The sequence below is a fragment of the Cellulomonas sp. P1_C4 genome (assembly GCF_056406355.1).
On the sequence record NZ_JBFUAI010000013.1, the window covers coordinates 85,667 to 103,828 of the forward strand.

17 protein-coding genes are annotated in these 18,162 nt (G+C 73.4%); 7 read left to right on the forward strand and 10 right to left on the reverse strand.

Going from position 1 to position 18,162, the window contains the following annotated elements:
* The first annotated feature begins 7 nt into the window (after positions 1–7).
* Both AC1DYZ_RS11920 and AC1DYZ_RS11925 read left to right on the forward strand, forming a co-directional pair.
* Complete coding sequence (locus tag AC1DYZ_RS11920) at positions 8–1,612, forward strand: LuxR C-terminal-related transcriptional regulator (protein ID WP_477065399.1); 1,605 nt, start codon at positions 8–10, stop codon at positions 1,610–1,612.
* A 125-nt stretch (positions 1,613–1,737) separates the two neighbouring features.
* Positions 1,738–2,847: a flavin-containing monooxygenase gene (locus AC1DYZ_RS11925; RefSeq protein WP_477065400.1), complete on the forward strand. Its 1,110-nt coding sequence runs from the start codon at positions 1,738–1,740 to the stop codon at positions 2,845–2,847.
* 2 nt (positions 2,848–2,849) lie between these two features.
* Here the strand turns inward: AC1DYZ_RS11925 and AC1DYZ_RS11930 are convergent, their stop codons facing one another.
* The 6 genes from AC1DYZ_RS11930 to AC1DYZ_RS11955 form a co-directional block, all read right to left on the reverse strand.
* Positions 2,850–3,608 carry an ion channel gene (locus tag AC1DYZ_RS11930; protein ID WP_477065401.1) on the reverse strand — a complete coding sequence of 253 codons (759 nt, stop codon included), beginning with the start codon at positions 3,606–3,608 and terminating at the stop codon, positions 2,850–2,852.
* A gap of 25 nt (positions 3,609–3,633) precedes the next feature.
* Positions 3,634–4,425: a transglutaminase-like domain-containing protein gene (locus AC1DYZ_RS11935; RefSeq protein ID WP_477065402.1), complete on the reverse strand. Its 792-nt coding sequence runs from the start codon at positions 4,423–4,425 to the stop codon at positions 3,634–3,636.
* A 146-nt stretch (positions 4,426–4,571) separates the two neighbouring features.
* Positions 4,572–6,035, reverse strand: a complete 1,464-nt coding sequence (locus AC1DYZ_RS11940; protein ID WP_477065403.1) for an SDR family NAD(P)-dependent oxidoreductase — start codon at positions 6,033–6,035, stop codon at positions 4,572–4,574.
* An 83-nt stretch (positions 6,036–6,118) separates the two neighbouring features.
* Complete coding sequence (locus tag AC1DYZ_RS11945; RefSeq protein WP_477065404.1) at positions 6,119–6,880, reverse strand: hypothetical protein; 762 nt, start codon at positions 6,878–6,880, stop codon at positions 6,119–6,121.
* 24 nt (positions 6,881–6,904) lie between these two features.
* Positions 6,905–7,585, reverse strand: coding sequence for a class F sortase (locus AC1DYZ_RS11950; RefSeq protein WP_477065405.1), 681 nt, complete (start codon positions 7,583–7,585; stop codon positions 6,905–6,907).
* On the reverse strand, positions 7,585–8,370 hold the full coding sequence (locus AC1DYZ_RS11955) for a hypothetical protein (protein WP_477065406.1): 786 nt from the start codon (positions 8,368–8,370) through the stop codon (positions 7,585–7,587). Before AC1DYZ_RS11955 ends, AC1DYZ_RS11950 begins: the two co-directional genes overlap by 1 nt.
* Before the next feature lie 200 nt (positions 8,371–8,570).
* Here AC1DYZ_RS11955 and gad point away from each other — a divergent pair, with 200 nt between their 5' ends.
* Both gad and AC1DYZ_RS11965 read left to right on the forward strand, forming a co-directional pair.
* Positions 8,571–9,983, forward strand: a complete 1,413-nt coding sequence (gad, locus tag AC1DYZ_RS11960) for a glutamate decarboxylase (RefSeq protein ID WP_477065407.1) — start codon at positions 8,571–8,573, stop codon at positions 9,981–9,983.
* A complete protein-coding gene (locus AC1DYZ_RS11965; protein ID WP_477065408.1) occupies positions 9,980–10,825 on the forward strand; it encodes a hypothetical protein in 846 nt (281 codons plus the stop codon). Before gad ends, AC1DYZ_RS11965 begins: the two co-directional genes overlap by 4 nt.
* Before the next feature lies 1 nt (position 10,826).
* Here the strand turns inward: AC1DYZ_RS11965 and AC1DYZ_RS11970 are convergent, their stop codons facing one another.
* Positions 10,827–11,492: a nitroreductase family protein gene (locus AC1DYZ_RS11970; RefSeq protein WP_477065409.1), complete on the reverse strand. Its 666-nt coding sequence runs from the start codon at positions 11,490–11,492 to the stop codon at positions 10,827–10,829.
* A 14-nt stretch (positions 11,493–11,506) separates the two neighbouring features.
* On the opposite strand from AC1DYZ_RS11970, the gene hrpB reads away from it, so the two are divergent.
* The gene (gene hrpB, locus AC1DYZ_RS11975) at positions 11,507–14,014 is read left to right on the forward strand and encodes an ATP-dependent helicase HrpB (protein ID WP_477065410.1); all 2,508 of its coding nucleotides are present in this window, start codon (positions 11,507–11,509) and stop codon (positions 14,012–14,014) included.
* Here the strand turns inward: hrpB and AC1DYZ_RS11980 are convergent.
* On the reverse strand, positions 13,977–14,801 hold the full coding sequence (locus AC1DYZ_RS11980) for a bestrophin-like domain (RefSeq protein ID WP_477065411.1): 825 nt from the start codon (positions 14,799–14,801) through the stop codon (positions 13,977–13,979). The two genes, hrpB and AC1DYZ_RS11980, sit on opposite strands and share 38 nt — an antisense overlap.
* A gap of 87 nt (positions 14,802–14,888) precedes the next feature.
* Between AC1DYZ_RS11980 and AC1DYZ_RS11985 the strand changes: the two genes are divergently transcribed.
* Complete coding sequence (locus AC1DYZ_RS11985; protein WP_477065412.1) at positions 14,889–15,614, forward strand: esterase/lipase family protein; 726 nt, start codon at positions 14,889–14,891, stop codon at positions 15,612–15,614.
* On the opposite strand, the gene AC1DYZ_RS11990 is transcribed toward AC1DYZ_RS11985, so the two are convergent.
* Positions 15,583–16,410, reverse strand: coding sequence for an alpha/beta fold hydrolase (locus tag AC1DYZ_RS11990; RefSeq protein ID WP_477065413.1), 828 nt, complete (start codon positions 16,408–16,410; stop codon positions 15,583–15,585). The two genes, AC1DYZ_RS11985 and AC1DYZ_RS11990, sit on opposite strands and share 32 nt — an antisense overlap.
* Before the next feature lie 65 nt (positions 16,411–16,475).
* Positions 16,476–17,060: a DoxX family protein gene (locus AC1DYZ_RS11995; protein ID WP_477065414.1), complete on the reverse strand. Its 585-nt coding sequence runs from the start codon at positions 17,058–17,060 to the stop codon at positions 16,476–16,478.
* A 225-nt stretch (positions 17,061–17,285) separates the two neighbouring features.
* On the opposite strand from AC1DYZ_RS11995, the gene AC1DYZ_RS12000 reads away from it, so the two are divergent.
* Positions 17,286–18,161 carry a universal stress protein gene (locus AC1DYZ_RS12000; RefSeq protein ID WP_477065415.1) on the forward strand — a complete coding sequence of 292 codons (876 nt, stop codon included), beginning with the start codon at positions 17,286–17,288 and terminating at the stop codon, positions 18,159–18,161.
* Position 18,162 lies beyond the last annotated feature (1 nt).

An 18,162-nucleotide genomic window follows, 5' to 3' on the forward strand; every position in this document is an offset into this window, starting at 1 on the left:
GCGCGCGATGACGGAGGTGGACCGGGGCCGGGAGGCCTTCGCGTCGGCCGAGTGGGCGCTCGCTCGCGACTGCTTCCGGTCCGCCGACGCCGAGCACCCGCTGGGCCCACAGGACCTCGTGCTGGCCGGGCAGGTCGCCGTGCTCCTCGGCGACGACGCGGCCGCGCCCGACCTCTTCGCGCGCGCGCACCGCGCGTTCCTCGCGACCGGCGACGGGGAGCACGCGGCGCTGTGCGCGTTCTGGCTCGGGATGCACCTGGTGAACCGCGGCGAGCTCGCGCCCGGCTCCGGCTGGTTCGCCCGCACCCACCGGTTGCTGGCCGACGGCGGCGGCGACTGGGTGGTCGCCGGCTACCTGATGGTGCCCGAGGGCTGGCGGGCGCTGGCCGAGGGCCGGTTGGACGCGGCGGCGGACCTGTTCGCGCGCGCGTCGGTGGTGGGTGAGCGGTTCCGCGAGCCGGACCTGGTCGCCCTGGCGCGCGTCGGCCACGGGAACGTGCTGATCGCGTCCGGGCACCCGCGCGAGGGGGTGGCCCTGCTCGACGAGTCGATGGTGTCCGTGACCGCGGGCGAGCTGACGCCCATCACCACCGGGGTCGTCTACTGCACGGTCATCGACGTCTGCCAGCGCGCGCTCGACGTCCGCCGCGCGCAGGAGTGGACGACCGCGCTCGAGCAGTGGTGGGCCTCGCAACCGGGCCTCGTGCCGTTCACGGGGGCGTGCCTGGTCCATCGCGCGCACATCTCCAGGCTCCACGGCGACTGGTCGCAGGCTCTGGCCGAGGCGACAGACGCGTGCGAGCGGCTCACGCGCAACGACCCGCGCGCGGCGGCGACGGGGTTCGTGGAGATCGGCGAGCTGCGCTGCCTGCGCGGGGAGACCGACCTCGCCGACGAGGCTTTCCGCCGGGCCGCGGCGCTCGGACGTGATCCCGAGCCGAGCCTGTCCCTGCTGCTGCTCGCCCAAGGGCGCCCGGAGGCCGCGGCGGCGGCGATCTCGCGCGTGCTGGCCGACCCGGCGCACCCGGCGGACCGCGCGTCGGTGCTMGCGGCCGCCGTCGARATCCTCCTGGCGGCCGGCGACGTCGGGTCCGCCCGCCGGGCGGCCGACGAGCTGACCGAGGTCGCGGGCGCCCGTGCGACGTCGTGGCTCGACGGCTTGAGCGCCGACGCGACGGGCGCGGTCCTGCTCGCCGAGGGTGAACCCGGGCGGGCGCTGCCGGCCCTGCGGCGCGCGCGGTCGGTCTGGCTGGAGCTGGGCGCGCCCTACGAGGGCGCCCGCACGCAGGTGCAGGTCGCACGTGCGCTGGAGGCGCTCGGCGACGAGGACGCGGCGCGCCGCGAGCGGGACGCCGCCGCGGCGACGTTCGAACGCCTCGGCGCCGCGCCGCCCTCGTCGGTGGCGCCCGCGGGCGGGCTCACGGGCCGCGAGGTCGAGGTGCTCGCCCTCGTCGCGACGGGGCTCAGCAACCGCGCCATCGCCGAGCAGCTCGTGCTCAGCGAGAAGACGGTCGCCCGCCACCTCAGCAACATCTTCGTGAAGATCGACGTGCACTCCCGCGCGGCCGCGGGCAGGTGGGCGCACACCCACGGCGTGGTCCGCGCCGGCTGACGGCCGGGTGTGGGGCGAACGACCCATGTCTCCGCGCGCGCACGTGCACGGTTCGCCCGATGCGGGGCTGTGCGCCGCGTTCCTAGCGTGAGACGCGACAGCGGCACGCAGGGACGGAGACCGAGATGGGCACGCAGAGGTTCGACACCGTGGTGGTGGGTGGAGGTCAGGCCGGCCTGGCCGTCGGCTATCACCTCGCTCGGCGCGGTCGGTCGTTCGTCGTCCTCGACGAGAACGATCGGGTCGGAGACGCCTGGCGCAAGCGCTGGGACTCCCTGCACCTGTTCACGAACGCGTGGGCGGTGGGCCTGCCGGGCACGCGGTACCCGGGCCCGCGGCTCGGGTTCCCGTCGAAGGACGAGTACGCCGACTACCTCGAGGCCTACGCCCAACGGTGGGCGCTCCCGGTCCGCACCGGGGCGCGGGTCACCCGCGTGCGCGCCGGGAGCGACGGGGCGTTCGTCGTGACCCTCGACGACGACGAGATCGAGGCCGACCACGTCGTGGTGACCACGGGGTCCAGCCACGTGGCGCGGGTACCCGAGCTCGCCGACGGGCTGGACCCGCGGATCGTCCAGCTGCACTCGTCCGCCTACCGGAACCCCGACGGGGTGCCCGCGGGGCCCGTGCTGGTGGTGGGTACCGGCAACTCCGGCGCGGAGCTCGCGCTCGAGCTGGCCCGCACGCGGCCCGTGCTCCTGGCTGGGCCCGACCCGGATGAGATCCCCGTGCCGCTGACCACCGCGACGAGCGCGATCGTGCTCCCGCTCCTCCTGCTGGTCCAGCGCCACGTCCTGACCCTGCGCACGCCTATGGGTCGCCGCGCGGCCGCCCAGCACCGCACCGTGCCCCTGATCAGGACGCGCACGCGCGACCTCGCGGCCGCGGGCGTCGAGCGCGTGCAGCGCGTGGTCGGGACGCGCGACGGCCTCCCGCTGCTCGACGGTGGGCGCGTCGCCGAGGTCGGGTGTGTCGTGTGGTGCACGGGCTTCCGCACCGATCTCGGGTGGCTCGACCTGCCGGCGTGCGACGACGACGGCCGGGTCCTGCACGACCGGGGCATGTCGACGACGGTCCCGGGGCTCGCGTTCGTCGGTCTGCACTTCCAGTTCGCGCTCGCGTCGGAGACGATCGCCGGAGTCGGTCGCGATGCGGCCTGGGTCGTGCGCCACCTCGACGACCGGCGCGCGCCGACCGCCGTCGACCCTCCCGTGGCCCGCACGTCGGCGGGCTGACGTCAGTCGCGGGCCGGTGTCTGGTCCGGGACCGGCTCGGGTGCGTCGTCGTCCTTCGGCGGGATGATCGCCTCCGAGCGGCCGTGGAACGCGGCGACGAGGCGGGCCACCAGGACGGCGAGGAACACCTGGCCGACGAGCGCCTCGAACGTGGCGATGCTGCGGCCGGGGAACAGGGCGGCCGTGTAGTCCCCGTACCCCAGGGTGGTCAGCGTCGTGTACGAGAAGTACTGGAACGACCGCGCGTTCGCCACCTCGCCGTTGGCGAAGAACTGCCCCGCCGTGAAGGCGTCCATCAACCCGAACAGGCTCGCGAAGAACATGCCGATGATCAGGTACGCGCTCAGCGCGCCGGCGAGCGACTGCACGGTGACGGCGGTCCGTCGCAGGATCCGGTCGAGGATCACGACGAGCGCCGTCATGAGGATCACGCAGACCACCCCGTCGAGGACGCCCTCGGCGATGTCGCGGGGCAGCGCGACGAGCGCGACGAGCGCGATGACGGCGGACACGACGAGGACGATGCGGACGAAGCGCTTCTGGTGCGGCATCGGCCGGGACGTCCGCACGGCCAGCCCGAGCGTGAAGAGGTAGAGCACGAGGACGAGGATCTCGACCCACAGCGCGGAGCTCAGGGCGTACAGGACGTACACGGTCACCAGCAGGCTGAGCACGATGCCGAAGTCGTCGGTGCCTGTCCGCCGGGCGAGGAACGACCGGCGGTGCGTCGTCGCCGGTGTCGCGTCGAGCGGTTGTGTCACGACCCGGAGGCTAGCAGCGGCGTTCTCAGCCGATCGTGACCAGGTCCCGCACGTCGTCGTTGGGCAGCACGTCGACCACGGCGGTGACCTCGAGCTCGTCGAGGTCGGCGTAGCCGTGGTGCACGTTGAGGAACGCGGTGTCGGAGGCGTCACGACCGGTCGCGATCCGGACGAGGCTCGTGCGCGGTGCCAGCGTCGTCGCGTCGACGACGTACCACTGGCCGTCGATGTTGGCCTCGGCGACCGCGTGGAAGTCCATCGGGGACAGGCCGGGCGCGTACACGGAGACCAGGCGGGCCGGCACGTCGAGCGCGCGTAGGAGGGCGATGACCAGGTGGGCGTAGTCCCGGCAGACGCCCTGGCGTGCCAGGAGCGTCTGCACCGCACCGTCGGTGGGCAGGCTCGATCCGGGCACGTACGTCAGGCGCGACCCGACCCAGGAGCTGATGGCGGCGAGCAGGTCGTAGCCGTGCAGCCCGGCGAACTCCGCGTACGCGGTGGGCCCCAGCGTGTCCGACTCGCAGTACCGGCTGGGCCGCAGGTAGCGCAGCAGGTCGGCCTCGTCGGAGGTGACCGGCGCGGCGCGCCCGTCGACGGACGCCGAGTAGTCCAGCACCAGGCGGCCGACCTCCGCCTGGACCACGTGGAGCCGCGTCCCGTGGTGGTCCGGGACCTCCGTGGCCTCGACCGGTCGCCCGTCGAGCGTGATCCGCAGGGACTCGCGCGCGGCGACCTGCGTCGAGACCGCGAGCTCGAAGGCGAGGGTGGCGGGCGAGGTGACGTCGAGGGACAGGTGGGCGGTGAGGTCGCGATGCACGCGCTCATCGTGGTGGACGCGCGCCGTCTGCGCCTCTCGGGACCACGACCTGGCCCTTGGTGGGGGAGCGGCGTCGCCGTCGACGCCGACCCCCGTCACCGATGATGCTCGCGGGGATCAATCCATGACAAGGATGACAAATCGCGTCACCAGGCGGAGCGCACGTAGTCCTTGAGGAAGCAGCCGTACAGGTCCTCGCCGGCCTCGCCGCGCACGATCGGGTCGTACACGCGCGCGGCKCCGTCGACCAGGTCGAGCGGGGCGTGGAAGCCCTCCTCGGCGAGCCGCACCTTGGTCGGGTGCGGCCGCTCGTCGGTGATCCAGCCGGTGTCGACGCTCGTCATGAGGATGCCGTCGGTCGCCAGCTCGGTCGCACTCGTCCGCGTGAGCATGTTCAGCGCGGCCTTCGCCATGTTGGTGTGCGGGTGGCCGGGGCCCTTGTAGCCGCGGGAGAAGACGCCCTCCATCGCGGAGACGTTGACGACGTAGGCCCGGCCGGCTTCGGTCGCGCGCATGGCGCCGCGCAGGCGGCTGACCAAGATGAACGGCGCGGTCTGGTTGCACAGCTGCACCTCGAGCAGCTCCATCGGGTCCACCTGGTCGACCGTGTGCACCCAGCTGTTGGTCTCGGCCGTGTCGGGTACGAGGCCGCCGGCGTCGATCGCGGTGCCCGACACCAGGCGCTCGAGCGAGGCGTGCTCGGCGCTGAGCGCGAGCGCGTCGACGCCGGGKCCGGCCGCGATGCTCGTCAGCTCCGTGACCGAGCCGGCCAGCGCGACCGGGTGCGCGCTGCTGGTGCGGCCGAAGGTGGTGATCTGCGGCAGCGGACGGTCGGGGAGCGGCTCGAGCTCGGCGTCCGCGAGGTGGGTGTACGCGCCGGGGGAGCGGCGGACCGTCTGCGCGGCGTTGTTGATGAGGATGTCGAGCGGTCCCTGCGCGGCGACCGAGTCGGCGAGCGCGACCACCTGGGCCGGGTCGCGCAGGTCGATGCCGACGATGCTCAGCCGGTCCAGCCAGTCGGCGCTGTCGGGCATCGCGGCGAACCGACGGGCGGCGTCGCGCGGGAACCGGGTCGTGATGGTCGTCGTCGCGCCGTCCCGCAGCAGGCGCAGGGCGATGTACATCCCGATCTTGGCGCGGCCGCCCGTGAGCAGGGCGCGCTTGCCGGTCAGGTCCGTCCGGGCGTCGCGCTTGGCGTGGTTGAGCGCTGCGCACGCCGGGCAGAGCTGGTGGTAGAACGCGTCGACGTCGACGTACGGCTCCTTGCAGATGTAGCAGGGCCGGGCCTTGAGCAGGGTGCCGGCGCTGGCGCCCTGGACGCTGGACACCAGCGGGATGCCCTGCGTCTCGTCGTCGATGCGGCCCGGGCTGCCGGTCGCGGTCGCGTGGATGACGGCGCGGTCGGCGGCGCTGATGGCGTCCCGCTTCTCCGCTCGGCGCTGCTTCTTCGCGGCCTTGAATAGCGCGGACGTCGCCCGGCGGGCCAGCGCGAGGTGGGGGTGGTCCGACGGGAGCGCGCTGATCTGCTCGGCGACGCGGAGGAAGACCTCGAGCTCGGCGGGGTCGACGCCGTCGAGGGTCTCAGGGCTGGTGAGCGTAGGGGCAGTCATCGTGCGGGTGTCCTAGCTGGTCGTCAGAGAGTGGCCGACGGGCAGGGAGCACGAGAGCCGGGCGCGCGGGGGATCGGTCGATTCTACCCGTCGGCCCTGGGGGATCCCGCGGGACCTTCGACGGGGGTTCCCCCGATCAGGTCCCGCAGCCGGTCGTGCCGGGCGGCGTAGGCGGCGTCGAACCGGTGCTCGGCACGCTCCAGCTTCCGGCCGCGGTACCGGCGGCGCGCCCACCACGACCCCGGCCTGGCCAGCCGGATCGCGCCGACCCAGGCGATCACCGGCACGACGATGCCCAGGATCCCGGTGGAGAGCTTGCCCTTGAGGATGCAGACGAGCGCGCAGGCCATGTGGGTCAGCACGACGCCGGTGAAGAGCCACGACGGCGTGCCCTCGACCGGGGTCTGGCCGATGGGCGACACCCCGAGCAGGATCGCGCCGCCCAGCGCGGCGCCGACCAGGATCGCGTCGATCGACTTGCGGCCCTCCGTCGACCAGTACACGTCGTCGAGGTGGAACCAGAGCGCGAACTCGTCCAGCGTCAGGGCCGCACCCGCGCCGAAACCGACGGCCAGGAGGTCGATCCACGGCGAGGCCGGCGTGAACCGGAAGACGAGCAGGCCGCTCACCAGGACGAGCAGGATGTCCCAGACCTGGTGGTGCACGTGCACGCCGCCGATGTAGACGTCCTGGACGGGTCCCGGTGCGGCAGCCCGCGCCGCCTGCCGGGCGTGGATCCGGCGGGTGATCGTCCGCACGAGCGCGAACGTCACCAGGAACCCGACCAGAGCCCACAGTGCCGGCGAGCGTCCGGTCTGCACGAACGTCTGGTCGTACCAGTCCACCCGTCGACCGTACCGGGGCGACGCTCAGGCGCTCAGGTGCGCGAAGACCACGGTGTTGTCGGTGTAGTGCCCGGTGCTCCGGTCGAACCGCCCGCCGCACGTCAGGAGCCGCAGCTCCGGACCGGTCGTGTTGCCGTAGACCTCGAGCGTGGGGAAGTCGTGCTTCGGGACCGAGCGCACGGCGTCGACGACGAAGGTCGCGGTCGTGCCGTCGGCCCGCGTCACCACCACCTGCGCCCCCGCGGCGAGCCGGCCCAGCTCGTGGAAGACGGACGGGCCGTCGACGCCGTCGACGTGGCCCTCGATCACCGCCGGCCCGACCGCGCCTGGTCGCGGCGAGCCGTCGAACCAGGCCGCCTTGTCGTAGTCCGGGCCGGGTTGCGGCACCTCGAGGGTGCCGTCGGACTGCACGCCGACCGTGAGCAGGTCGGACGAGATCCCGAGCGACGGGATGCTCACCTGCACGGGGAGCGGCTGCTCGGGAGGCAGCGGCGCCGCCGTCGTCTCGCTCGGCGCCGGTGGTGCCGGGACCGGAGCCGGGATCGCTGCCGCGATCGCCACGGGTTCGGGCGGGTCGGGTTGCTGCGCGTGCAGGCCCACGGCGAGCGCCGCGCCGCCGCCGAGGACGAGGACCGCCCCGGCGACGAGCGCCCGACGACGCCCGGTCGTCGGCCCCGGGCCGTGCGACCGGGCGTCGTCGTCCATCAGCGCGTCGCCGTCGCGGTCGCCGTGCGACGGCGGACCAGCAAGCCGGTCCCGGCCAGCAGCGCGATGCCGCCCGCCGCCAGGAGCCCGGCGTCCTGGACACCGACCGTGGAGCCGCTGCCGGTCTGCGCGCCGCCTGCGGGCATGGTCGACATCTGCGAGGACGCCAGCACCGCGCACAGTGCGGGGTCGGTGGCCTCGGTGGGCAGCGACGGGTCCAGGTCGGACTTCGTGTCGCCGTCGTACGTACCGTCGTTGTTGTAGTCGACGCCGTGGATCACGACGACGGACTTGCCGGAGACGATCGCGTCGGCGACCTCGGGGGCGATCTGGATGGAGCCGCGCTCGTAGTTGAGCTTGCCGCCGGGCGCGGTGTCGAACCGGTCGACCGCCAGGCCGGACGCCGGGGAGGTGTCGCCGGTCTTGGTCAGCGACACGACGATGTCGCCGTACGCCGGCCCGCCATCGGTCGTGTTGAGGTGGCCGACGTCGCCGTTCTTGTCGTCGCTCGCGGCCGGGCACTCGTGCCGCGCCTCGGCGCCGAAGTGGATGTGCGCCGCGTGCGGGTTGTCGGGGAGCAGGCCGTACGCGGCGAGGTCGACGGTGAGCGTGGTGCCGGAGACGGTGGCCATCGCCGTGCCGCCGCCCTGCACCCCGTTGAGCGCKACCGGGGCGAGCGTGCCCTGCGCCGATCCGTCGGCGGCCGAGGCGGGTCCGGCCAGGGCGATCATCGTCGCCAACCCGAGTGCGGGTGCGGCCAGTGCGAAGCGCGTGCGTGCCTTCATGACGGAGGTCCTCCTGGGTCTCGTGGTCGTCCCCGTGCGAGGGCGGCCTGACCGGTGAGGTTCGGAGCGTGGGCCGACGCGGATGGGTCGCAAGACAAACCGGACAGATCGACCCGAGCGGAGATAGGTTCGATCTCGCAGGTGCCCGCCGGGGACGGCAGTCAGCCGGAGCTCCGGACGGATGAACTGGAGGAGCACACGTGAGCGAGACGCCCGACCCCTACGGCCCGATCCACGGGCGGTCCAGCTTCCGGGAGCACATCGACCGTGGCACGTTCCCGGAGCACGGGCTCGAGCCCGACGAGGCCTACGAGCTGCTGCACACCGGTCTCATGCTCGACGGGCGCGAGACGCTGAATCTCGCGTCGTTCGTGACCACCTGGATGGAGCCGCAGGCCGAGAAGCTCATTCACGACACCCTCCGCAAGAACCACATCGACCACGAGGAGTACCCGGCGGCGTCGCTGATCGAGGAAGCCTGCGTGCACATGCTGGGCGACCTGTTCAACGCCCCGGACTCGACGCAGGTCGTCGGCGTCGCGACGATCGGCTCGTCGGAGGCGATCATGCTCGGCCTGCTCGCCCACAAGCGGGCGTGGCGCGACCGTCGGCAGGCCGCGGGACTGCCCACCGACCGGCCGAACGTGGTCTTCGGCGCGGAGACCCACGTGGTGTGGGACAAGTTCGCCAACTACTTCGACGTCGAGATGCGCAAGATCCCGATGAAGCGGGACCGGTTCGTGCTCGGCGCCGACGACGTCGAGGCGCACATCGACGAGAACACGATCGCGGTGGGGGCCGTGCTGGGCACCACCCACATCGGCGAGGCGGACCCGATCGAGGCGATCAACGACCTGCTGGTGCGGGTCAAGGCCGAGAAGGGCTGGGACATCCCGCTGCACGTCGACGGGGCCAGCGGCGCGTTCATCGCCCCGTTCAGCGAACCCGACCTGCGCTGGGACTTCCGGCTCGAGCAGGTGGCGTCGATCAACGTCTCCGGGCACAAGTACGGGCTCGTCTACCCGGGCGTCGGATGGCTGATCTTCCGCGACGCCTCCAAGCTGCCCGAGGACCTGGTGTTCAGCGTGAACTACCTCGGCGGCGCGCAGCCGACGTACACGTTCAACTTCTCGCGCGGCTCGGCGATGATCCAGGCTCAGATGTACAACTTCCTGCGGCTCGGGCGCAGCGGCTACACGTCGATCGTCGAGACGATGCTGGCCAACGCCCGGTTCCTCAACGAGAGCCTCGAGGCGAGCGGGAAGTTCACGATCCTCAACCCTGGCCTGGCCGAGCCGGTGGTCACCTTCTCCTTCAAGGGCGACCCGGGCTTCGACGTCTACCACCTCTCTGCCCGCCTGCGGGAGGACGGGTGGATCGTGCCCGCGTACAGCCTGCCGCCCGACGCCGACGAGGTGCACCTCCTGCGCGTCGTGGTCCGGCTGGACCTCAGCCGGATGATGATCGAGCAGCTCCTGCGCGACCTGTTCGCCGCCTGGGACGCGCTGGTGGCCGAGCAGCCGGTGCAGCGGCCGGCCGCCAAGCCCGACGTGTGGACGTCACCCGCGCACGCCGCGGCGAAGAGCAAGGCGCGCACCGGCCTGGGGCAGTGACCTCGACGGTTCCGGACCTGCCCGCGGGCTGGCGCGTCCTGCGCACCCGCGGGCCGGCCGGCTTCGTCACGCACGCGGTCCTCGCGCGCCCCGACGGCACGGAGGTCGAGTGGACGTCGCGACGGCACCGCAAGGGGCTCGGCCTGAGGCTGGCCGGCGTCCGGGCGGAGGGCGGCCGGGCCAGCGCGATGAGCTGGTGGATCGGCTCGCTGTTCGCGATCGGCTCGGTCTGCTTCGCCCTCGGGTCGGTGCCGGCGTACTTCGACAACATCGACCCGGGGATCGTCGCGGGCACCTTCTTCGTCGGCTCGATCTTCTTCACCAGCGCCGGGTACCTGCAGTTCCACGAGGTGCTGCGGGCGCCCGGCGGGGTCCTGGTGGAGTCGACGCGCTCGCGGCCGCTGGCGTCGCTGATCGGGTGGAAGCCGCGGCGGATCGACTTCTGGGCCGTGCTCGTGCAGCTGGTCGGCACCGTGTTCTTCAACATCAGCACCTTCGCGGCCATCCAGAGCGACCTGACCACCGAGCAGGCCAAGCGGCTGGTCTGGGCGCCGGACGTCTTCGGCTCGATCTGCTTCCTCGTCGCCAGCTGGCTGGCCTACTCCGAGGTCAACCGCGGGATCCTGCCGCGCTCGGACCGGTCGGTCGGCTGGCGGATCTCCGCGCTGAACATGGTCGGGTCCATCGCGTTCGGCGTGTCCGCGATCGCCGCCCGCTACCTGCGCTCCACGGGGGAGCTCGCCAACCTGGCGCTGGTCAACCTCGGCACCTTCCTGGGGGCGGTGTGCTTCCTGCTCGGCGCGGTGCTGCTCCCCGTGGAGTCGGCCAGGGACCGGTCCTGACTCACCACCCGTCGAGGTGCCAGACCTCGTCGAGCGGCTGGCGCCACGCCGGGCGGAACGTGTCGCCCGTGTAGTACGCCGTGGGGATCAGCGCGCCCTGGCGGACGTCGGCGGGGATCCCCAGGAGGTCCGCGACCTCCCGCTCGTGCGCCAGGTGGAGCGTGGTCCATGCCGTCCCGAGCCCTCGCGCTCGCGCGGCGAGCATGTAGCTCCACGCGGCGGGCAGCAGTGAGCCCCAGAGCCCCGCCTGGCTCCCGCTCGACAGCCGCGGAGCCGTCAGGCACGGGAGGACGAGCACCGGAGCGTCGCCCATGTGCTGCCCGAGGTACTCCACGCTGTCGCCGATGCGCCGCTGCACACCCGCGCGCTCAGGGTCGTCCTGGAAGAGGCGCCCCGCGTACCCCGGCGCGGCGACGTAGTCGTCGACGGCTCGTCGGTACACGTCGCCCACCGCGTGCCGGAGGTCCGGGTCGGTGACGACGACCCAGTGCCAGCCCTGCCGGTTCGAGCCCGAGGGGGCCTGCAGGGCGATCTCGATGCACTCGCGGACCAGCTCGAGCGGCACCTCGCGCGTCAGGTCGAGGCGCTTGCGCACGGACCGTGTCGTGGTCAGGAGCTCGTCGGGGGTCAGCGGCAGCGTCGTCATGTGGACATCCTGGTCGCTCACGGCAGACTCCACCCGTGGACCACGACCCGATCGGCCGGCTGCTCGGCGACCCGCCCGACCTGCCCGTGCGGCACGGGCTCGCCGACGTGGTCGCGGCGCTCCGGACCGGCCGCGTCGCGGTGGTGCAAGCGCCGCCCGGCACCGGAAAGACGACGCTCGTGCCCCCGGCCGTGGCGGCGGCGGTGACCGGTCGGGTGGTCGTGACCCAGCCGCGGCGGATCGCGGCGCGGGCGGCCGCACGCCGGCTCGCGCACCTGCTGGGCGAGCCTCTGGGCGCGACGGTCGGCTTCTCGGTGCGCGGCGAGCACGTCGTGAGCGCCGCGACGCGCATCGAGGTGGTGACGACGGGCGTGCTGGTCCGGCGCCTGCAGCGCGACCCGGAGCTGCCGGGCGTCGGCGCGGTGATCCTCGACGAGGTCCACGAGCGGCACCTCGACGACGACCTCGCGCTCGCGCTGCTGGTCGACGTGCGCGCACACCTGCGCGACGACCTCGCGGTGGTGGCGATGTCCGCGACCGTCGAGGCGGAGCGCACGGCCGCCCTGCTCGGCGGGGCGCCCGTGGTGAGCGTCGCCGGTGCGCTCTTCCCGGTCGACGTCGTCCCGAGCCCGCCGCCGTCCCGCGTGGCACGGACCGACGAGCGCGGCGTGACCCCCGGGTTTCTCGACCACGTCGCCGCCACGGTGCGCCGCGCCCTGACCGAGCGCACGGGCGACGTCCTCGTCTTCGTGCCCGGCGCGGGCGAGGTCGACGGTGTCGCCCGACGGCTCGGGAGTCTCGACGTGGACGTGCGGCCGCTGCACGGGCGGCTGCCGGCCCGCGAGCAGGACCTGGCCCTCACACCGGGTCCGCGACGCCGGGTGGTCGTGTCGACCGCGGTCGCGGAGTCGTCGCTGACGGTGCCGGGGGTCCGGGTCGTCGTCGACGCGGGCTTCTCCCGCGAGCCGCGCACCGACCATCGTCGTGGCCTCGCGGGCCTGGTGACGGTGAGCGTGAGCCGGGCGGCGGCGGAGCAGCGCGCCGGGCGCGCGGGCCGGGAGGGGCCGGGCGCGGTCTACCGGTGCTGGTCCGCGGCCGACGACGCCCGCCTGTCGGCGCACCCGCAACCCGAGATCCTCACCGCCGACCTCACCGCGTTCGCGCTCGAGCTGGCGTGCTGGGGGAGCCCGGACGGCGCCGGGCTGGCGCTCCTCGACGCCCCGCCGGAGGCGGCCATGGCCGCGGCGCACGCGATCCTCGCCGACCTCGGGGCGATCGGGGCGGACGGCCACCCGACGCCGCGGGGCCGGTCCGTGGCCGCCGTCCCCGCCGACCCGCGACTGGCGCGGGCGCTGCTGGACGGTGCGGGGCTCGTCGGCACCCGGCGTGCGGCCGAGGTCGTCGCCCTGCTCTCCGACGACACGCGCGCGCCCGGCGGGGACCTCGTGGCGGCCCTGCGGGCGGTCCGGCGCGGCGGCCCGCAGGGGTCGGCCTGGCGTGCGCAGGTCGCGAGGCTCGCGTCGTCCGCGCCACCCGGCGGGCCCGTCGAGAGCCTCACCGACGACCTGGCTGTCGGCCTCGTCGTCGCGCTCGCCCATCCCGACCGCATCGCGCGGCTCCGCCCCGGCGGCTCCACCTACCTCATGACGTCCGGCACCGGCGCCGCGCTGCCCGCGGGATCGGCCCTCGTCGGCCTCCCGTGGCTGGCCGTGGCCGACGCCKACCGCGGCGCGGGCCGCCGCGACGCGACCATCCGGTCCGCCGCGCCCATCGATCTCGACCTGGCGACGGAGGCGGCGCCCGCCCTGCTCCACGACGAGGAGACGGTCACCTGGGCGCAGGGCGCCGTCGTCGCGAGGCGGGTTCGCCGGCTGGGCGCGATCGAGCTGACGTCGGTGCCTCTCACCGACCCGCCCCGCGAGCTCGTCCTGTCGGCGGTGCACGACGGTCTCGCGCGCGAGGGGCTGTCGATGCTGCGCTGGTCCGAGGCCGCCACCGCGCTGCGCCGTCGCCTCGCCTTCCTGCACGCCGCGCTGGGCGCGCCGTGGCCCGACGTGTCCGACGAGGCCCTGCTCGCGGACCAGGACGCCTGGCTGGACCTCTCGGGGGTGCGGGGCCCGCGCGACCTCCCGCGCGTCGACGTGCTCCAGGCGTTGCGCCGGTTGCTGCCCTGGCCCGACGCCGCGCGTCTCGACGAGCTCGCCCCCGAGCGGCTCGCGGTGCCCAGCGGCTCGAGCGTGCGTGTCGACTACACCGGGGACCAGCCCGTGCTGGCGGTGCGGCTGCAGGAGACGTTCGGATGGCGCGCCACCCCGCGCCTGGCGGACGGGCGGGTGCCGGTCCTGCTGCACCTGCTGTCCCCGGCGGGACGTCCGGCCGCCGTCACCGCGGACCTCGAGTCGTTCTGGCGGACCGGCTACCCGCAGGTCCGCGCCGAGCTGCGCGGCCGGTACCCGAAGCACGCGTGGCCCGACGACCCGCTCGAGGCGGCGCCGGTGCGCGGCCTCACTCGGCCACGCCCTCCTCGTCGCACGGGATCGTGACGTCGAGCTGCAGCTCCTGCAGCTCCGCGTCGACCAGGCGCAGGGTCCGCTGCATCGCCACCGGCTGCAGCTTGCCCACGTCGTTGCCGTGGGGGTGGTCGAAGAACGCGAGCAGCAGGAGCAGGAGCGTGATGACGACCGTGACGCTGCCCATGAGGAGCCCCTGGGTCACGATCCCCTCGGACGAGTCGGCGAAGAACAGCACGTACACGAAGATCACGGCCGAGATGAGGAAGAGCACGAGCCACAGGGGAATCGGGATCAGCCCCTCGGCGCCGTGGACCCGGTCGATGCGGGACTGCTCGCGCTGGGCGGTCTGGTCCATCCACCGGTCGTAGGCCGACTGCTCGACGTCGGTCTGCGGTTCGACGGAGTGGATCGTGCGGAACAGCCCGGCGGCCCAGGGGTTGAACGCGTCGCCGAGCGTCCCCGACTGCATCTTCGGCCACTCGACACCCACGACCGCCCGGGCGTAGCAGACCAGCTGGCCGGTGAGGCCCTCGCTCACGTCGGCCGGGAGGTACTGGGCCGTCTGCACCTGCTGGGCGACGATCACAGCCTCGGTCTCGGCGCCCGAGCGCGCCTCGTCATAGGACTGGAACGCGAGGAAGATGATGAAGCCCAGGAGCACCGAGAAGCCGGTGGCCAGCACCCCAAAGACCCCCGAGGCACGGTCCCCGTCGCTGAAGTAGCTTCCCTCGGGCGCGCGGCGCCGGACCAGGAGCATCGCGGTGACGGTGAGCGCGGTGACGCCAATCGTGATGACGGCGCCGATGACGATGTTCACGCGGCCTCGTGGGGGCGGGTCTGCTGCACCCGCCCAACATAGGGCCAAACCGGGCACGGGCGAACGATCGTGCGCGACGATGACCGCATGCCCGACGCTTCGCCGCTGCCCGCTCGCTTCCTGCGTCAGTCCTGGTGGCGCGCCCGCGACTACGCCGCGGTCGTCCGCTGGCAGGCCGAGGGCATCGTCTCGCGCGTCGACCCCGAGCACCTGCGCAACCCTGAGCGGCCGGTCGGGCCGCCGGTCGTTCTGCTGCCCGGCGTCTACGAGTCGTGGCACTTCCTGCTGCCGATCGCCACGTTCCTGCACGAGCACGGTGTGCGCGTCCACGTGCTGCCGGACCTGCGCAACAACCGGCGTCCTGTGCCGCAGGGTGCGGAGGTGCTCGGGCGGTACCTCGTGGCCCACGACCTGCGAGACGTCGTCCTCGTGGCGCACAGCAAGGGCGGCCTCATCGGCAAGCTCGCCATGCTGCGCGAGGACCCCGACGGGCGGATCGACTCGATGATCGCCGTCAACACGCCGTTCTCGGGCTCCGCCTACGCGCGCTGGTTCCTCGCGCCGTCGGTGCGCGCCTTCATCCCGAGCGACGCGACCATCGTGGCGCTGGCCGGCGAGCGGGAGGTGAACGCCCGGATCACCTCGGTGTACAGCGACTGGGACCCGCACATCCCAGCCGGGAGCGCGCTCGACGGCGCACAGGACGTGGTGCTGACGACGCCGGGGCACTTCCGCCCGCTCGCGGACCCGGCGCTGCACGCGCTCCTGCTGGAGCGGCTGCTCAGCCCCGGGGGAGCTGCAGCACCCTCGTGAACCCGGGGGAGTCGGGGTCGTCGACGATCTCCACGCCGTCGAGCCAGGACCCGATCACGTGCGACAGCTCGCCGGGGTGGCTGAAGTTGATCGCGTGGGCGGCACCCTCGATCAGGGCGACCGTGGTCTGCGGGCCGGCGAGGCGGGCGATCTCCCGCACGCGCTGCGGCGGCGCCATCAGCGGATCCTTGCTCCCGATGACGACGAGGGTCGGCACGGTCGCCTTGAGCAGCCGCTCCAGGGACGGGAACCGGGTGAGCTCGGCGAACGTGTTCCACGTGTTGATCGGCCCGAACTTGAAGTAGTCCGGCACGGCCACCCGAGCCATCCGCGGGCTCTCGCGCGCGCCGTCCCGCGCCAGCTGCCTGATCGCCTTGCCGAGCCCCTGGTTGTGCACCCCGCCCGCGGGCGAGACGAGCACGAGCCGATCCACCCGGTCCGGTGCCGCGTGCGCCACCTCGAGGCCCACCGGGCACCCCATCGAGTTGCCGACCAGGACGACCTTCTCCAGCCCGAAGTCGTCGAGCATCTTCAGCAGGGCGACCGCCAGCGCGGGGATGCCGAGGGTGTAACCCCATCGTTCGCTCTTGCCGTAGCCCGGCAGGTCCGGCACCAGGTTCATGGCCCGGTCGGCGAGCAGGCGAGCCGTCGGCATCAGGTAGGTGCCCGAGATGCCGAACCCGTGCACGTGCACGATCGGCACGGCTCCCGGCACGTCGGGGCTCCGTCTGTAGAAGACCTTGTGGCCTTCCACGTCGAGCGTGCTCTCGGTCCATCCGGGGTCAGTGTCCACCACCCGCAGATCGTGTCAGAGCGGCGGCTCGTAGGCGAGACGCCGCTCTGATGGTGCGACCTTGCTGGTCAGCGCAGCCAGCCGAACCGCTGCACCAGGGGGATCCGCGCCCACCGGCGGCCGAGGCCCCAGGTGTCTCCGGCGAGGAGCGTGGCGCACAGGATCAGTGCGAGCGCGTAGATGATGTGATAGTCGACCAGCGGGTTGTTCGAGCCCTGCAGGAGCGGCCACTCGGCGACCCACATGAGGGCCATGGTGAGCGATCCCGCGACGGCGGAGACCCGCAGGCCGATGCCGAGCATGACGGCGACGCCGACACCGAGCATGCAGAGCATGAAGAGCCAGTCGGTCCCGACGCTGGCCATCGAGGCGAAGGTGTCCTTGAACGGGCCGATGGCCCCGAACTGCATGAAGCCCTGGCTGGGCGCACCGCCGTTAATCCAGGCGAGGCTCGGGTCGCCCTCCGCCACGGCGGCGCCGGTGCTGTAGTGCAGCCCGAACGCCTTGTCGAGGAACGCCCACAGGAAGATGAAGCCCGTGGCGAGCCTCGTGACGGCGAGCCAGCGGCGGCCCGTCGCTGATGTGACGACGTCGTCTTCGACCAGCACGGCCGGGTGCGTCGATGTCGTGATCTCGGGATGGATGGTGGCCATGGCGATTCTCTCCTCCGTGCGAGGTCCGCGATCGGGACCGGGTTGGTCGGGCTCTGTTGACGCCACCGTGCTCGCCCTGGGTCGTTCTCCCCAGGGCCGAACGTCCCTCCTGAGGTGGGCCGATCAGGGACTCAGGTCCCAGGACGGCTGGCCGCCTTCGGTCGACGCTGGAGGGGTGCGGACCGGCGGACGCCGAGCCGCGCGCGAGAGGCAAGGAGGCATCTCATGCGTACCGACGGACCGGTGGTCGTGGCGCTCGACGGCTCACCGAACAGTGCGCACACCCTCGAGTGGGGCGTCGCGGAAGCCGTGCGGCGACGCGCCGACGTCGTGCTCACCCGGGTGGTGGACGACGCCTGGCAGGCGATGGCGTGGAGCTGGTACCCCGTCATCGACGGCAGGGACCTCGGCACGGAGATCGAGGAGTACCTCACGGAGCAGCGCGTGCGCGTCCGCGAGCTCCACCCCGGTGTGACGGTCCGGGTCCGGGTGCTCCGGGGGAAGGTCGTCCCGGCCCTGCGTCAGCTGAGCACGGACGCCCAGCTGCTCGTCGTCGGTGCGCGCCCCCGGTACGGCCGATCCCGGACGGGCGCCACGGGCTCGCACGTCGCTGCCCACGCGCGGTGCGCCGTCGCGGTCGTCCGTGCCGACGCCGGACACCCCCTGCAGCCGGACGCGCCCGTCGTGGTGGGGGTCGACGGGTCGTCGGCCTCGCTGGCCGCGGCGCACGTCGCGGCGCACGAGGCGTGGATGCGTGGGCGGCCGCTCGTCGTCGTGCACGCCCGTCCGACGATCCCGGACCCGTTCGGCACCGGCAGCGTGCCGCCGCTGGCGACCAGCGACGAGAGCGACCCGACCCACAAGGCCGCCCAGGTGGTGGCCGACACGCTCCGGGAGGAGAACGCCGGCCTGGACGTCCGGCTGGACCTCGTGGACGACCACCCCGCCGACGCCCTCGTCGGCCTCGGACGCGGCGCCGCCCTGCTGGTCGTCGGGTCGCGAGGCCTGGGCGGCTTCCGCGGCATGCCGCTCGGATCGATCAGCAGCGCGGTCGTGCGGGAGGCCACGGGCCCGGTGCTCGTGGTGCACGACCAGGGCTGAG

Bases quoted from the DNA above. Each gene is read 5' to 3' on its own strand.
- AC1DYZ_RS11925 (WP_477065400.1), top strand. From the start codon at position 1,738: ATGGGCACGCAGAGGTTCGACACCGTGGTGGTGGGTGGAGGTCAGGCC.
- AC1DYZ_RS11950 (WP_477065405.1), bottom strand. From the start codon at position 7,585: ATGGACGACGACGCCCGGTCGCACGGCCCGGGGCCGACGACCGGGCGT.
- AC1DYZ_RS11985 (WP_477065412.1), top strand. From the start codon at position 14,889: ATGCCCGACGCTTCGCCGCTGCCCGCTCGCTTCCTGCGTCAGTCCTGG.
- AC1DYZ_RS11995 (WP_477065414.1), bottom strand. From the start codon at position 17,060: ATGGCCACCATCCATCCCGAGATCACGACATCGACGCACCCGGCCGTG.
- AC1DYZ_RS12000 (WP_477065415.1), top strand. From the start codon at position 17,286: ATGCGTACCGACGGACCGGTGGTCGTGGCGCTCGACGGCTCACCGAAC.